The organism is Clostridium sp., from assembly GCF_051278035.1.
In the GTDB taxonomy this organism is placed as follows: domain Bacteria; phylum Bacillota; class Clostridia; order Clostridiales; family Clostridiaceae; genus Clostridium_AD.
In genome coordinates, this window is sequence record NZ_JBNMNU010000094.1 from 1 (window position 1) to 16,453 (window position 16,453).

The following is a 16,453-nucleotide window of genomic DNA, read 5'->3' on the forward strand; positions in this document are numbered from 1 at the left end:
TTATCTAATCCATTTCGAACTAAATTTACTTGCTCGAGATAAGCAGAACCAACCCCTTGACCTTTCACTTTATCTGCTGAAGAAAGCATATTTATCATAGGCATTATAGTCACCCCCATCTAATTTAACCTTATTTATACATTTATTGTACGCTAATATTGTTAAGAATAGATTAATATAACCTTAAATTCTTCTTAAATTTTTACATTTTATTACCACTTATATTTTAACCATTAACGCAGATAATAATTCAGTAGTTCTTTTAATAAAAAACTGGAGGTAATAAATATGATGAATACTACAAATAAACAACTAGAAAGCAACAACCTAAAAGTTATTAAAGACCAATTAGGATATGAATCATTGTTAAATAAGAAATTTAATGATTATAGTTCAAAATGTACAGACCAAAATTTAAAAAATCTTTGTAATGAAGCAAGCCAAACTCATAAACAAAATTTTAATACTTTAAAAACTTACTTAGACTCTCATCAATAATATATAAATGGAGGGATATTAAATGGATACAGAAATGTGTGAAAAGGAATTAATGCAGGATTTACTTGCTACAGAAAAACAAGTTATCACAGCATACAGCACAGGCATTACTGAGTCATCATGCCAAAATTTAAGAAATACGCTAGTTGATAACTTTAAAAACGATCAGGAAATTCAATATAAAATATTTGATGCTATGAAGCAAAAAGGTTGGTATCCTACAAAAGATGCACCAGATAATGAGGTTCAACAATTAAAAGATGAAGCTACTCAAATGATGAATAACCTAAAATAATACTTTATTAAAATAAATCCCCCCCCATAATAATATTAATTGTTATGGGGGGGGATTTACTGTTGAACTTATATTTCAATAAATTCCTTATATATATCAGGTACGTCAATAATTTTATTTTGATTATATCCCTTATACGATATAATAAAAAGTATAACTCCAAAAGCAAAAAACATCCCATGAATTTCCATACCATATTTCCCTTCTATTTCTACAAACACAGATGAAAGTGTAATCGCCAGAAAGTTATTTACAAAATGAGTGAATATACCTAAATAAATTGAATTAGATTTTAAATATATAGATCCAATAATTAGGCCTAGCAAAAACGCATTTATGCCTTGAGGAACATTAAAATGAACTACAGCAAAAAATAATGCAGATATTACAAGAGCTATATTAGAATTTATTTTGTTAGCCATTCCTTTTAATAATATCCCTCTAAAAATAATCTCTTCATATATAGGCGCTACTACCAAGATACTAAGTATTAATATAATTGGTGAAACATATTGTTCTAGAAAAACCTCATTAATAAAATTAGGCATGACCATCTTACTAATCAATAAGTTTAAACTGTTATCAAATATTATACGAAATGCTACAATCATAAGAGCTACATAAACAAAACTCATTATACTCAGAGGTTGTTTTGGTTTTTTGTTATGTGCTTTATTACCAAGCCACTTTAGTAAAACAATAATGACATAATATTTAACCATTACGCCTGCAATAAAAATTACAAACGGTAATGCCCTTTCAAGCCTACCAGAGAATAAATCTAAAAACTCTTCAGGTACTTGTCCTAACCCCTCCAACAAGATTGATATAATCATTACGATAAGAGCTTTAATTATCCCCATTTTTTTTATATCTATAGTTCCATTTTCTATATTTTCTAAAAATTTCATTCTATCACTCTCTCTAATTTATTATATTTCATCAAATGATTTATTCACCTCACTCAAGATTCACCTTAATTAATTTTTAATAATATATATACATTCTTTTTCAGTATTCTTTATACTCTATGCTTTCCGCTAAAATTATATATCTCCATTTTAATTAATGTTGTTTTTTCCTTTGCTCTATCTATATATAACTGCCCATCTTTTATAAACTCCGGGCTATATTCCCTTATAAATTCCATTAGTGGTTCATATTTCTCATCATCTTTTAGCTTTACTGCACGTCCAAAAGCTATGACACTTTCATATTCCATACTAAATTTATCTTGCAAAACCTTTGTTTTTCCAACTACTGTAAAACTCACCTTATCATTCATGCTAATATTGTTTAACTTAGTGCCAACACTTCCACAATGAAAGTATATACTTTTATCTATAACAACATAACATAACGGTATACCATAAGGATTATTATCCTTTCCACATGTAGAAAGCACTCCATACTCGCCCTTCTTCAATAATTCAAGTGTTTCCACTTCATCCATCTTTCTTTCAATCCTTCTCATTGATTTCATTGTTCTTCACTATCCTTTCTCATATCATAATGTTAAGTGTAACATGGAATTCATACAATAATGTATGAACTTAGTGGCAACTTTAGTTATATAAATACACAAGTTAGAATTACTTCGAATCATTTTATTGCATAAAAAAATCCATGCATATAAATATTGTTAAATCCAATATTTATAAACACAGATATGTATTTAATTACTTATATTTTGCTGATAATTCTGTAATGCTACTCGCAGTAGAACCTTCTCCTATTGCTGTAAACTTCCATTCGCCTTTATTTCTGTAAACCTCACCCATTATTAATGATGTCATGTTGTTATAATCATTAGAAAGATTAAATTTAACCAACTCACCATTAGCCGATTTATCCATTATTCTGATGTAGGCATTCTTAATCATTCCAAAATGCTGTCCCTTAGATTCAGATTTATAAATATTAACAACGAAAACTATCTTAGATATATCGTCTGGTACTTTTAACAAATCTATAACTATTTGTTCATCATCGCCATCCCCTGCACCAGTAAGATTATCGCCTTGATGAATTACACTATTACACTTGCTTTTCTTGTTTCCAAAGTATATTATACTTTTGGTATTAGATAATTTCCCATTTTCACCTAACATTAAAGCTGAAGCATCACAGTCAATAGTATTGCCACCATTGCTACTATCCCAACCTAATCCTACTACTAATGCCTTTAATGCTGAATTCCCTTTTGTTAAATCTACCTTCTGTCCTTTAATTAAGTTAACTCCCATATTACTACTCCTCCCTATGAAATGTCGTTAAATACTAACTCCAAAGTTAGTACATAAAGCTCCTAAGCCACCTTCAAATCCACTACCTAATGCAGTGAATTTCCATTCAGCCCCATTTCTATATAATTCTCCAACTACTAGTGCTGTTTCAATACTGAAGTCTTCTCCAAGGTCAAATGTAATTAACTCGGTAGATCCATCTCCACTCATTACTCTAATATAAGCATCTGAAACTTGTCCAAAGTTTTGACTTCTCTCTTCAGCTTCATTAATTGTTACAGTAAAGGAAATTTTCTTAATAGCTTCTGGTACTAAAGATAGGTCAATGAGTATTTGTTCGTCATCTCCTTCTCCTGCTCCAGTCTTATTGTCTCCCATATGTTTAACTGATTTGGACGCATGCTCTGCATTATTGTAGAATATAAAATCCGCATCGGAGGTTACTTTTTTATCTTCTCCTGTTAAAAATGCTGCTGCATCTAAATCGAAGTCTGAACCACCGTCATACTTATTGGTACTCCATCCTAGTCCTACTAGCACTTTTTTTAATCCTGGATTTGTCTTTGTTAAATCTACTTTTTGACCTTTTTTTAAATTAACCGCCATTTTTATATACCTTCTTTCTTTTTTATTATGTTCTTGAATTGTTGAAATTAGGAATATGTATAATTGGTTTCATATTCTATATTTGTTACTGTATGTAACCTATTATAACATAGAATTCATTACCATACATTTTGTAAAATAATATGAATTTAATTTAAATAACTATAATCATTTAAATATAAATAATCTTATTACATAACAAAAAATCTATGTTTCTAAATATTGCAAAGTACAATATTTAGAAACACAGATCCCATTAAACAATTTATTTTCCTATAAATTGTTGTGTCCAATATATAGTTCCATTAGCATCTTTTGCTACTCCAACTCCTATTTCAGTAAAATTCTCACTTAAAATATTAGCTTTGTGTCCTAGAGAATTCATCCATGATTTCATTACTTCCGCTGCGGTTGGTTGTCCCATTGCTATGTTTTCACCAGCTGCCATATAATCTATACCGAACTGTTTCATCATATCAAAAGGTGATCCATAAGTTGGTGACGTATGAGAAAAATAGTTTTTATCTCTCATATCCTCTGACTTATATCTAGCTACATTTGAAAGATCCACATTATTCTTTAAAGGAGCTAGTCCAAGTTTTGCTCTTTCCTGATTAACTAATACTACAACTTCATTCTCTAATTTATTTGCCTCTGATAAAGTTGGTGCAGGTGTTTCCTTTGGCGGAGCTTCCTTCACAGGTGTTACCTCCGCTGGTGCTTCCTTCACAGGTGTTACCTTCGCTGGTGCTTCCTTCACAGGTGTTACTTTCGTAGGAGCTGCCTTGTAAGTATTAATTACTTTAGTTTTAATTGCTAAACACCCTTCAGCAGTTAACCCCTTTGAAATTTCTATACCATACCTATCAGCAATCTTATGTATACTTTGTCTTTGTTTAGCTGTGCAATTGAGTGCACTAAAATCTTGTGCATATGCCGTTGAACCTATCGCGGTTGTTACTACAATACCTAAAGTTAATATCAATGTTCTTAAACTATTCTTCATATTTTATACCTCACCTTCCTAATTTTAATATACAAAGCAAGCTTTTATCTTTGTGAACACATATTATCATGCAAACGCAGTTTTCACATCTTTTACTATTGGTTATTTTGTAATATTTTGTTTCAATTATATGTATTTTCAGTTAATATGTCTTGCTTTATATTTAAATTAAGTTTCATCAAAATAAATTTAAGTACACTACTTAGGGTAATTACTATCTTTTACAACTAAAGATAAAAAATCATCATTTCTTACTATGTTTTCACAAAATTTATATTTCACTTAAACCTAATATAGCTTACCAGTGAATAATGCAGCCCCTATACCGCTGCTGGTGAAGCCCCAATACCAATAGTTGTTTCGACCTTGTCATTTTCCCCGCCCCCCCCCTTTTCACCAGTGTTACTACTATTGATTTTGCTGGATTCTGCTTCTTTAGTGCTGAAGAAGCTGTATACAATGCAGCCAACGCACAGCAAAGCTACCGTAGATATTGGAATAAAATATTTATTTTTTATCAAATTTATCACCTCATAGATAGATTTTTACTCTATCATTAATTAATACTTAGTTTATACTTAGTTTATACAATGTAAATCCCTTAGATTGCTCGTCAGCAGGGCTACAATTTTCAATTATCCAATCATTTATATCCCCACCTGATTTATCATCAGTATTGTTTGTAATAATTGCATATTTAATCTTGCCTGTACTGATCATCTCCATATATTTATCTAAAGTTAAAGGAGTATCCCCACCATTAAAACCACCTAAAACCATAACTGGTTCTCCTGATTGAAGAATTAGATCTGCTCCCATATCCATGGCACTTGAAGCAGAGGCAATATATGTTGCGTCTCCTCTGTTTTCTTTTAGAAATGTAATTAAATTTGATAAATCTAGACGTCTGTCAAACAAATCTCCCTGCCCTTTAAGCTCTGGGCCTGCAATTGGCATTTGAGCGTTATTTCCATAAAGAATTGGAGTAAATGACCAAATACCTGGTAGTATCAAAAGTACTGCCATAGTTAGGGCAATAATCTCACTTTTTACTTTATTTCTAATTTCAAAAAATATTGATATAATTGCACCTACAAAAATCACAACGCATAATGGTAAAAGCCAGTTAATCCAGTCTTTATAAAGGCTTTGAATATATAACTGTGCGGCTGCACAGGACCCAAATAAAATTATAATTATGCTTTTATTTTGATAGTATTTTTCAATCAAAAACGAGACACCTATTCCAATAAGTCCAGCAATAGCTGGGGAAAGCATAGCAAGATAATAGCGATGTACCATTCCACTTGAAAAGCTAAAGTAAATAAACATTGGTATAAAGCACATAGTAAAGTAGAAAAGAGTAATATTTTTAGAACTCGCTTCAAGTTTCCTCCTAAATAATTGATGCAAACATAGTAAACTAACCATTAACGCTGGAAATAGAAACCAGGATATTTGTCCCGCAATAGTATTGTTATATAATCTAAATATAGATGTAGCTCCACCTTCTGCACTTGGTCCTTTACCGTATCCATCATTTTGCTTTGGAGTCCTATTGCTATTATTTCCACCTCCAGACTCTCTACCAATTAATCTACCTATACCATTATTACCCAAAGTGAGATTCAGCTCACTATTGGTGCCACTGCTTCCAACATATGGTCTATTTTGAGCTGGAGTAAAATCAACCGCCATAATCCATGAAAAAGAAACCATAACAAGTATAACGATAGAGATTGCAGATGAGGTTATTCTTTTTAATATTTTTTCTTTGGAAAATAAAAAATAAGTTAAATACACAGCAGGAACTATCATATAAGCCTGAAGCGTTTTTACGTTAAATCCAAGACCAATAAATAAACTTGCAAAAATAAGATGTTTAATGTTGGATTTTTCTGCGGCTTTGATAGTCTGATTTGAAGCTAAAATTAACATAAGGATTAGTATGCCATCAATGGTATTGTTTCTGTTAACTGATGCAAGAATTGGTGTTAAGGCAAGAACCAATGCTGAAACTATTCCTGCAACTAACCCAAATCGCTTATTTATAATTTTATATATGAGATATACAGAAAAAACACCGGCAAGTGCTTCTGGAAGTAAAATAGCCATGCCATTAAATCCAAGTATCTTTGTGAATAAAACTTGTATCCAAAGTCCTAGTGGTGGCTTATCTATACTAATAAATCCAACCGAATCTATGCTGTTATAGAAAAAAGCATGGAAGCTCTGTCCCATAGAGTATACTCCTGCGGAGTAATAAAGATTAGAAAGTCCCTCATCCCAGAGTTTTCATATATAAACAACACATGCTAATAATACTGTAAGTATTATTGGCATGTACTTCTTTACTTTAAATTTCATTATTATTTCCCCTCTTCTATATTCTTTAATTGTGTCATCTATAATCACTACTTACTATTAAATACCCACAATTTATAACCAAAATAATTTATCCCTTGTGCAATTACTGTAATTATTACTTTGGACATATAAACATTTATAAATAAATTATCATTTAATATACCAAGAGCAATAACTGATATGCCAAGTGATACTGAGTTTACCAAAATAAACCTAATAGATTGATTTGCTATACTCCCATCTCTATCTTTTTCTTTAAATGTAAATATTTTATTCATTATAAAACTATTTATAATACCTACACTATACCCAAAAACTTGACATATCAGTTTATCTATACTAAAAAAGCTAAAAAGTATAAAAAACGTAACAAAGTCAACACCTGTATTAATACATCCAACCATTAAAAAGCGGCTAAATGTTTTATATTTCTCATATAAATTTCGAATATTGTTACGACAACTATATTTTGTTGTCCTCCGCAATTAAAACCCCACCTTTTCATCAATTATGTAAAGTGGTCTACCTTTTACTTCGTCATAAATACGTCCAATATACTCACCAATTATTCCAAGTATTATTAACACTAAACCATTGAAAAATAGACTTAATGCAACAATAGAAGTCCATCCGTTTATAGCATCATTAATAAATATTTTTTTAAATACTACAATCATAAGATATAAAAAACTAAATATTGATATTGAAAAACCTGTAATAGATGCCAGTTTTAATGGCTTGTATGAAAAAGATATAATAGCATCTAAGGCAAATTTAACCATTTTATTAAGAGGATATTTTGTTTCACCTGCAATCCTTTCTTCTCTTTCAAATTCTACACCAGTTTGTTTAAATCCTAACCAACTTATAATTCCTCGAACATATCTATTTCTCTCTGGAACTCTTTTTAATGCTTCACAGACCTTTCTATCAATTAGTCTAAAATCTCCTGTATCTACTGGTATATCCACATCTGTCATCACTCTTAATGTTCTATAAAAAGCTTTTGATGTGATTTTCTTAAAAAATGTCTCACCCTCTCTACTGAGTCTTTTGCCATAAACAACTTCATAGCCTTCCTTCCATTTTTCAATCATTTTCAGCATGATTTCTGGTGGATCTTGAAGATCAGCGTCAATTACTATTACCGCCTTGCCATTAGCTTTGTTCATTCCTGCAGTTATTGCAAGCTGGTGCCCAAAATTTCTTGAAAACCTTATTAGTCTAATATTCTTGTCCTTATTGCATATATCTTTTACCATATCAAAGGACCTATCACGGCTCCCATCATTTACAAAAATGATTTCATATGTCTCCTCAGTTAAGTTCATTACCTTCTTCAGCCTCTTGTATGCTTCATTTATTACTAACTCCTCATTATAAATTGGTACAATTATCGAATATTGAATAACAGTTTTATCCATATTGCATCCCTCCAAATAGATATATATCATTTAAGCTAATTTTTTTATGTACCACCTTACCTTTTAAAAAATTAAAATGTACCTATAAGCAGCAATTACCACTTATAGGTACATTTTACAATTCTCTTGTGAAATTAATGTGAAATATTTTAAATCTGCATAAATAAATTCTTAACTATAAAAAATCTATGGTATCTCGATAAAAAACAATACACCATCACTTACGTTTTCTACACCCGCCATACCACCATGAAGTTCTGCTATTAATCTAACTATAGAAAGACCTAATCCATGCCCTCCATATTGCCTTGATCTAGCTTTATCTACCTTGTAAAAAACATCCCAAATACTTACCAAGTCATCTTCTGATATATGCTTACCAGTATTAAAAACAGAAACTCCTATTCCATTAACTTTCTTTTCTACAGTCACTTTAATGAGCCTTATTCCTTCTACATGATTTATGGCATTTGTAATATAATTATTAATAACTCTCTCTACAAGTTCATAGTCAGCCGATATTGATAAATTATTCTGATTATTTAAATCCAGCGTTATACCTTTTTCACTAAGTATAGGTTCAAATCTTTCTGATATCTTTTGAATTAACTCTCCAATATCAAACTTTAAAATATTTAATTGAAACAGTCCTGATTCCAACATGGAAAGATTTAAAAGTTCTCTCACCATGTTATCCATTCGGTTGCATTCGTCTGCAATAACTGTGCAGTATTTCTGTGTCTTTTCCATGTCATCTGCCACACCATATTTTAAACCCTCAGCGTAACCTTTAATTACTCCTATAGGCGTTTTTAATTCGTGGGAAATATTTCTAACAAGCTGTTTTCTTCTTTCAACGTCGCTTCTAAGTGAATTTATACTTACACTTAATTTTTCAGACATTTTATTTATACTTCTTCCAAGACTTCCAATCTCATCCTGTGAATCGTAAATTGCTCGCTTATTAAAGTCAAGATTGGATATACCTTCTGCCACATTGCTCATTTCGATTACTGGTCTCGTGACTTGCTTTGAAAAAACAAATATGAATATTCCACCAATAAATATATTAATCAAACCTGCAAAAATATAAAATTGGTTTGCAATGGATACACTTTCACTAATTCCCTTTAAAGGTTTCCTCAGAATTATGAGTTCTCCATTGTCTAATTGTGAAATAAAAACAAGTTTAGGCGCCTGATCATTTTGTTTCTCGGTCACAGAGTACACAAAATTTTTGAACAGTTTATCCTTATTTTTTAGAACAAGTTTCTCAATTTCACCAGGAAGTATTTTTGCATCGGAATCTGATATTTGCAAAAAAGAATTGTACTGTACACTTTTGTATTCATCAGTGATTATACAGTTTATTCCCTCAAAATGGTCTATCTGGTTTATGAAGTTTGTAATGTTATTTCTATTATATGCATATTCATTACTGATTTCTTTGCTTGTGGCTGTAAAAACAGCTTTGTTTTTATAAATATAATAACGTTCCAAAAATAAAGCGTTTAAAATTATTCCAAATAATACTAAAGAAACCATAAAAATAAGAAAAAACACAGATAATTTTGTTCTAATTGTTTTCATTATCATCTACCTCAAACATATACCCGCTTCCACGAATAGTTTTTATATATTCACTACATACTAAAAGCTTAGACCTCAAGGTTTTTATATGTGTATCAATAGTCCTTATATCCCCCTGAAAATTATATCCCCATATGTTTACTAATATTTGCTCCCTACTTAATACCCTATTCTTATTTTCTATGAAATATATTAAGAGACTGTATTCTTTGTGATTTAATTCAATTTCCGCATCCCATACAGATACTCTATGTGTTGCTCCATTTATTTTTATTCGTCCAATCATTATCTCAGCAAGACGTTCTTTTTTAAGTTTTCTTATAAATGTATTGATCCTAGCTATAAAAATTTCATAGCTGAAAGGTTTTGCAATATAGTCATCTGCTCCTTTTTTAAGTCCAAGCACCTCATGCTTTTCATCTCCCAAAGCTGTCAACATGATTACTGGAACATCAGAGTGCTCTCTTATTTTCTTAAGTACTTCCCACCCATCATAAAAAGGCATCATTACATCTAATATAACAAGGTCAATATCATTTGAGGCAAAAAAAATATCGATAGCTTGTTTTCCATCACAGGCCTCTACAGAAATATATCCTTCTTTTTTTACTATGTCACATACTAATTCTCTAAAAATTGAATCATCGTCTGCAATCAGAATTTTTATATCCATTAATAGCACCTTCTTGTAATTAATATTAATTGAAATTTCAATTAATATTATATTCTATAAAACATATGTGAAATCCTTGTGAATAATTATTTTGTATCCATCACTAGTTTTCAAATAATAAAATAATTAAATAAATACGTTATTATATTCTAAGAATAAAATAACACAACGTATAAAATACTTATACATTGTGTTATCCCTTATTATTTTAAATTAAATTTAGCAAAAGCCTCAGCCATAGCAGAATTACCAGAATCGACAGGTTCATCTTTCTTATTCTGCTGATTCAAAAACTTATTAACATCCTTTTTATCTAAAGAACTCTTTTCTTTATCTCGACGCTTAGTAAAGGCTGAGAGTTTTTCTCTATAGCCGCAACCACAAACAAAAATCTTATTGTCGCCATCCCCTCTAATCTCCATTTTCTTGTGACAAGTAGGGCAACGTGCATTAGAAACCTGTGAAACTCCCTTACGATATCCGCAGTCTCTATCAGGACATACCATCATTTTACCCCTTTTGCCATTAACTTCAAGAAGATACTTACTACACTCAGGGCATTTAACCCTTGTAACGTTGTCATGTTTGTATATTTCGGAGGATGCTGCAACTGTCTTCACAAGCTTAACTGCATATTCTCTCATATCCTTTACGAAATTCATTGAATTAGCTTTTCCTTTACTTATAAGTTGAAGCTGTTTTTCCCACTTAGCAGTAAGCTCAGGGGATTTTAATTCTTGTGGTACTAAACCTATTAGCTGTATTCCTTTTGAGGTAGGAAAAATATCTTTACCTCTTCTCTCCATATAGAAAATATTAAATAATTTTTCTATAACATCTGCCCTTGTTGCAGAGGTTCCTAAGCCTGAAGTATTATCCAAAGCTTCCCGAAGGCTCTCATCCTGTATATCTTTTCCTGGATGCTCCATAGCTGTTAGAAGCGTTGCTACAACCTCTGTGGTAATATGCAAGTGGGGGAAGTTCTTTTTTAGATGCTTTATTTACTTCTACCACGGTGCCCATTTGTTTGTTTACCTTAGCAACTACATCTTCGGCCTTTTTATTCTTTAAAGTCACATTATTTTCACATTACATCATTTTTTATAACTTGTTATGAAAACAGATTTATTGTAATTCATTGCATAACAAAAGGGTACTTGTATTATATACGCACCTTGCTATTTCTATAATGGATTTCCATGCTTCGTAAAAAAGATTTTGAACCTGCGACCAACTGGTTCGTAAGATCTAGATTTAATTGGTTTTAAAAAGGCTCCAATCCTTTATATACAATCATTCTACTTTTTAACTAAGTTTAAGTAATACCTATTAAATTCAAACTATAAGGAACAAAAAAAGGGGCAAAATTAATTTACCTTTATCTAGATAACAATTAATTAAATTTTGATATCTAAAAGTTTCTATAAAACTAATCTATATAGTTTTTGAATAAGAAAATACCGTTCAGTTGAGAAGACCTAAAAAAAGAACTTGATAAGTTCGCGTTTTATCAACTAAAAGTTCGCTTTTCATGTAAGTTTAGTGTTGTCGCTTTTCAAACGCAGTAGTATAGCTAAAGTTCGCCTTTTGAATTAAACACGAACTTTATAAATTCGAATAAATATTGAAGTGAGAAAATAAAAAAGATGCCAAATTTTAAGCTACTTACTATTTTATGGATTATAATAATATTTTAAGTCTTTCATCATTAGTAAAAAAAATACAGAAATCTCCGTATCTTTAAATGTTCAAATTTAATCTTATTATATGATTTATTAGCCCTTTCACACATCATTTGATTTGACATATTATGACGCTCCCCTATTATTTCATTTCTTATTACTATACCAAAAAATGCTACCGAATATAATTCGATAGCATTTCCTTATGTAAAAAGTTACATCACTTTATTTATTAATTATACCTTTTATAACAAAAGTATGCCTTTCTCGTTAAAGCTTAAATTTTTGAACTATTTCATTTAGTTTTTCAGCAAGTTCTGCTTGCCTTTGTGCTGTTAATCCCACTTGCTCTATATCCTTTGTATTTTTATCCATATTCTCTTTTATTGTAATTGCTTCTTCACTTGTGCTTTGTGAAGACTCAGCCATATTTTGAACTACTTCACTTACTTGTCCAACTGTTGCTGTAATTTCTTCAGACATAGCTGCAATTTCTTCTGACATTTTACTTACAAAATCTGAATCATTATAATACTGATTTCCTGTTTCTGCGTATGCATTAAAATTTTCTCTAACATGTGCATTTATAAATTCTAATATATCACTACCTGTATCAATACTACTTTTGAATGCCCCTTGAACCTTAACAATAGTATCTTGAATATTTATTACTGCCTGTGCTGACTGCTCCGCAAGTTTTCTTACCTCATCTGCTACCACTGCAAATCCTCTTCCTTGTTCCCCAGCTCTTGCTGCCTCTATGGCAGCATTCAATGCGAGTAGATTAGTTTGTGATGCTATATTTCCGATAGTATCTGCCATAACTTTTATGCTATCTACTACTTTTCCATCTTCAATAGCTTTTTCCATGTTCTTTTGTTTTTGCGCATATAGTTCTTGAGTTTTATTAATAGCCTTTTGGCTATTATTTTTAACCTCAGTAGCTCTTTTTTTAAATTGATTTGAATTATTACTTCCTTCCATAGCCTTTGAAGATAATACATTAATGCTTGAATCTACTTCTTCAATAGATGCACTCATCTCCTCTGATGCTGCACTCGATTCCTGCATGCCTCCAGCAATATTATTTACTGATTCATTTATAGTTATATTTTTTGATAATAATTCTTGAACAGTTGCTGAAAGTTCTTCTGAAGATGTACTTATATCCTGTAAATTTTCCATAATTATTCTAACTAATTTGCTTACATTTTCCTGTGCAGTATTTAAAGCAACACCCGCTTGTCCAAATTCATCTTTTCTTATAAGATCAGTTGGAGATGAAAAATCATAAAGAGATAACCTTATTGCTAATTCCTTTATTTTATTTAATGCTTTTACTATATCAGTAATCATTATAAACGCTATACCAATTATAAAGAAAAATGCTATGGTTGTGTAAATTATTATTGTGTATCTATTCTTATTGAACTGAGCTATATTATTTGAATTTGCTTGTTCAGCTGATTTCTGATTTATTTCTATACATTTATTTAATTTTTCAACCATAGAAATTCTTATTTCAGTAATTTCTGAATTAAAAACTTTGACTGCATCCTCATAGTTATTAACTTTTACAAAGTCTATTACCTTATCTTTTGATTCACTATATTTTACTAAGTCACTTTTAAAATCAGCATATGTTTTTTCCTCTTCTTTTAAAGAAGAAGGTATACTTTCGTATTCCTTTTGAAATTTTATAACTTCATTAGTTAAATCACTTATAGTCTCTATTTGCTCCTCTAATTTCGAAATATCCTTTTCAAAAACAATTTTAAGCATATTAGCTCTCATTTCATTAATATTAACCTCAATATTTACCAAATCCTTAGTTGATATTAAACTATTGCTATACATAAACTTAGAACCGTCATTTATCCTTGATGAACTTAATATGCCCTCTGCTCCTATTAAAATGATAAAAATACAAATTAATGAAAATACTATTATAAGTTTTTTCTTTGTCTTTAAACCTAAAAAATTCAATTTAACACTTCCTTCTTTTTTATAGTGTGTTTTTTACTGCCAATATCGCACCCTAAAACATCATTAAATATTTAAAGTCAAAATAATCTAGTACTTTATTCTTTATTTGATTATTATTTCGTTTGCATTTTACATATATTTACTCCTAATTATTATTTTAACAACTATAACATAACAATAGTTTATATCATTTTATTGTATAATTCAACTTCTTTTTATTTATTTTACACAATATCCTTTTTTTTAATAAACAAATTTATACAAAAAAAAAGATATATTTTTAATTTATGTATCTTTTTTTACATTTAAATTTAATTTAATTTAATTTAGCTGTAAGATGGTCACATTATATAACTTCTCTTTTATATATTCCATCTTCTATTTATATTAAAAAATCCTATAATTTTAATATGTGGTTTTATCCTATAATGCATTTAACTCCTTGTTCTTCAACAATATTTCTTAATATTTCAACTGCATCTACATTGGGTGGATTTTTATCTGGTATAGAATATACTATGCCAAGCTGCTTATATTTAGATATTCCCAATTTATGGTATAGTAATATATTTAATCTATCTATTCCGTTTTCATGAGCAAATTTTGCTGTAGCCCTAATATTATCTGCATCATCGTTGCATCCTGGAATCAATGGAACCCTAATCACTATATCTTTTGTTATCTTACATAATTCGATAATATTTTTTAGTATGGTTTCATTTTGAACACCAGTATATTCCTTATGTTTTATTGAATCCATTTGTTTTATATCACATAGGAATAAATCAACTAAAGGTATAAACTTTTCAACAATATCAAAAGGTGCAAAAAGTGTTGTCTCCATAGCTGTATGGATATACTCTTCACGACAAGCCTTTAATATTTCCAAAGAAAAATCTGGTTGATATAAGGGCTCTCCACCAGATAATGTAACTCCACCGTTTATACCAAAAAATGATACATCACGTTTTATTACTTTCATTACTTCTTCAACAGTCTTAAATTTTCCTAAAGTAATTAATGCTTGATTGGGACAATTATATACACAACTAAAATCTACACATTTTCTGCAATTTACCTTATTTACTTTAATGTACCCTTCACCTTTTTTTAAATCAATAACTTTATCAATAGCATTAAATTGGCAACCCTTGGCACATTCCATACACCCTTGGCACTTATCAGCATGGTAACTTACCTCTGCAAGCCCTGATTGACCTTCAGGATTTGCACACCACCAACATTTCAGAGGGCATCCCTTTAAAAACACAGTAGTTCTAACACCTGGACCATCATGAACTGAAAAACTTTGAATATCAAATACATTACCCGTTTTACTCATATTCCCTCCAAATCTTTACATTTATAAAATTTTGTTATTCTGTAGTACCATATTCTGTTCTAGCAATTATTTCATCTTGAATAGGCTTGCCTAATTCAACCCAATAAGCACTAAAACCAGCAACACGTACAATCAAATCACGATACTGTTCAGGGTGTTTCTGAGCATCTAACAACATCTTAGAATCTACTATGTTAAACTGAATATGATAACCACCTTTTGCAAGGTAACCTCTCACAAGATTCACTAAATTTCTTGAACCTTCAATACCTTTAACTCCATTAGGGTGTAACTTCATATTCAACTGCACACTTCTCATATCTGTAGGATCTAACTTCAGCCCAGAATTTAATAGAGCCATAGGTCCATTAACATCAGTTCCCGGAGTAGCTGAAACAATACCATCAGTAAGCGTTACACCAGCCAACCTACCATCTGGAGTTGCTCCGCAAACATGACCAAATGGTCCGTGAGAAGAAATGGATAATGCTGCCGGAACCCAATTTAATCCTAAATAAGTAACTTGTGATGTTACAACATCTTTATAATGTTGCCAACAATCTACAAAAATACTATCAATGTAATCATCATCATTACCAAATTTTGGTGCTGAAAGACACATACTATGAACTTTAGCCCACTTTTGATCAACTCTTTTTTGTTCTAGCATGGAAAACCGTCCTTCGGCCTTTTCATAACCAAAGTTCTCTTTCATAGCCACCTTTAATTCTTCAAAAG

17 protein-coding genes and 1 pseudogene are annotated in these 16,453 nt (G+C 30.5%); 2 read left to right on the plus strand and 16 right to left on the minus strand.

The features are described 5' to 3' along the window. Positions 1–291 precede the first annotated feature (291 nt). Positions 292–498: a hypothetical protein gene (locus tag ACJAX4_RS14200; RefSeq protein ID WP_435790125.1), complete on the plus strand. Its 207-nt coding sequence runs from the start codon at positions 292–294 to the stop codon at positions 496–498. A 34-nt stretch (positions 499–532) separates the two neighbouring features. Then, the gene (locus ACJAX4_RS14205; RefSeq protein WP_435790126.1) at positions 533–793 is read left to right on the plus strand and encodes a spore coat protein; all 261 of its coding nucleotides are present in this window, start codon (positions 533–535) and stop codon (positions 791–793) included. A 68-nt stretch (positions 794–861) separates the two neighbouring features. Here ACJAX4_RS14205 and ACJAX4_RS14210 read toward each other — a convergent pair whose 3' ends face one another. The 16 genes and pseudogenes from ACJAX4_RS14210 to ACJAX4_RS14285 form a co-directional block, all read right to left on the minus strand. Beyond that, entirely contained in the window at positions 862–1,704 is an 843-nt protein-coding gene (locus ACJAX4_RS14210; protein ID WP_435790110.1) for a lysostaphin resistance A-like protein, read from the minus strand. Between the two features lie 110 nt (positions 1,705–1,814). Further along, a complete protein-coding gene (locus ACJAX4_RS14215) occupies positions 1,815–2,276 on the minus strand; it encodes a pyridoxamine 5'-phosphate oxidase family protein (protein ID WP_435790111.1) in 462 nt (153 codons plus the stop codon). A 196-nt stretch (positions 2,277–2,472) separates the two neighbouring features. Continuing rightward, positions 2,473–3,039: a TerD family protein gene (locus ACJAX4_RS14220; protein WP_435790112.1), complete on the minus strand. Its 567-nt coding sequence runs from the start codon at positions 3,037–3,039 to the stop codon at positions 2,473–2,475. Between the two features lie 27 nt (positions 3,040–3,066). Next, positions 3,067–3,645, minus strand: a complete 579-nt coding sequence (locus tag ACJAX4_RS14225; RefSeq protein WP_435790113.1) for a TerD family protein — start codon at positions 3,643–3,645, stop codon at positions 3,067–3,069. Between the two features lie 265 nt (positions 3,646–3,910). Continuing rightward, complete coding sequence (locus ACJAX4_RS14230) at positions 3,911–4,651, minus strand: CAP domain-containing protein (protein WP_435790114.1); 741 nt, start codon at positions 4,649–4,651, stop codon at positions 3,911–3,913. A gap of 320 nt (positions 4,652–4,971) precedes the next feature. After that, positions 4,972–5,172 carry a hypothetical protein gene (locus ACJAX4_RS14235; RefSeq protein ID WP_435790115.1) on the minus strand — a complete coding sequence of 67 codons (201 nt, stop codon included), beginning with the start codon at positions 5,170–5,172 and terminating at the stop codon, positions 4,972–4,974. A 46-nt stretch (positions 5,173–5,218) separates the two neighbouring features. Beyond that, on the minus strand, positions 5,219–6,892 hold the full coding sequence (locus ACJAX4_RS14240; protein ID WP_435790116.1) for a glycosyltransferase family 39 protein: 1,674 nt from the start codon (positions 6,890–6,892) through the stop codon (positions 5,219–5,221). A 173-nt stretch (positions 6,893–7,065) separates the two neighbouring features. Continuing rightward, a complete protein-coding gene (locus ACJAX4_RS14245) occupies positions 7,066–7,503 on the minus strand; it encodes a GtrA family protein (RefSeq protein ID WP_435790117.1) in 438 nt (145 codons plus the stop codon). Further along, the gene (locus ACJAX4_RS14250) at positions 7,504–8,442 is read right to left on the minus strand and encodes a glycosyltransferase family 2 protein (protein ID WP_435790118.1); all 939 of its coding nucleotides are present in this window, start codon (positions 8,440–8,442) and stop codon (positions 7,504–7,506) included. It lies immediately after the preceding gene. 186 nt (positions 8,443–8,628) lie between these two features. Beyond that, positions 8,629–10,032, minus strand: a complete 1,404-nt coding sequence (locus ACJAX4_RS14255; protein WP_435790119.1) for an ATP-binding protein — start codon at positions 10,030–10,032, stop codon at positions 8,629–8,631. Next, positions 10,019–10,705: a response regulator transcription factor gene (locus ACJAX4_RS14260; RefSeq protein ID WP_435790120.1), complete on the minus strand. Its 687-nt coding sequence runs from the start codon at positions 10,703–10,705 to the stop codon at positions 10,019–10,021. The genes ACJAX4_RS14255 and ACJAX4_RS14260 overlap by 14 nt, the downstream gene beginning before the upstream one ends. A 203-nt stretch (positions 10,706–10,908) precedes the next feature. Further along, positions 10,909–11,652 (minus strand): annotated as a pseudogene (locus ACJAX4_RS14265) (DNA topoisomerase); the annotation flags it as partial. Continuing rightward, entirely contained in the window at positions 11,603–11,782 is a 180-nt protein-coding gene (locus ACJAX4_RS14270) for a hypothetical protein (protein WP_435790121.1), read from the minus strand. The gene ACJAX4_RS14270 and the pseudogene ACJAX4_RS14265, both read right to left, overlap by 50 nt. 875 nt (positions 11,783–12,657) lie before the next feature. Continuing rightward, positions 12,658–14,373: a methyl-accepting chemotaxis protein gene (locus tag ACJAX4_RS14275; protein WP_435790122.1), complete on the minus strand. Its 1,716-nt coding sequence runs from the start codon at positions 14,371–14,373 to the stop codon at positions 12,658–12,660. Positions 14,374–14,791: 418 nt separating this feature from the next. Then, entirely contained in the window at positions 14,792–15,715 is a 924-nt protein-coding gene (locus ACJAX4_RS14280; protein ID WP_435790123.1) for an indoleacetate decarboxylase activase, read from the minus strand. A 34-nt stretch (positions 15,716–15,749) separates the two neighbouring features. Beyond that, positions 15,750–16,453: glycine radical domain-containing protein (locus tag ACJAX4_RS14285; RefSeq protein ID WP_435790124.1), on the minus strand; the 704-nt coding region annotated here is incomplete at its 5' end.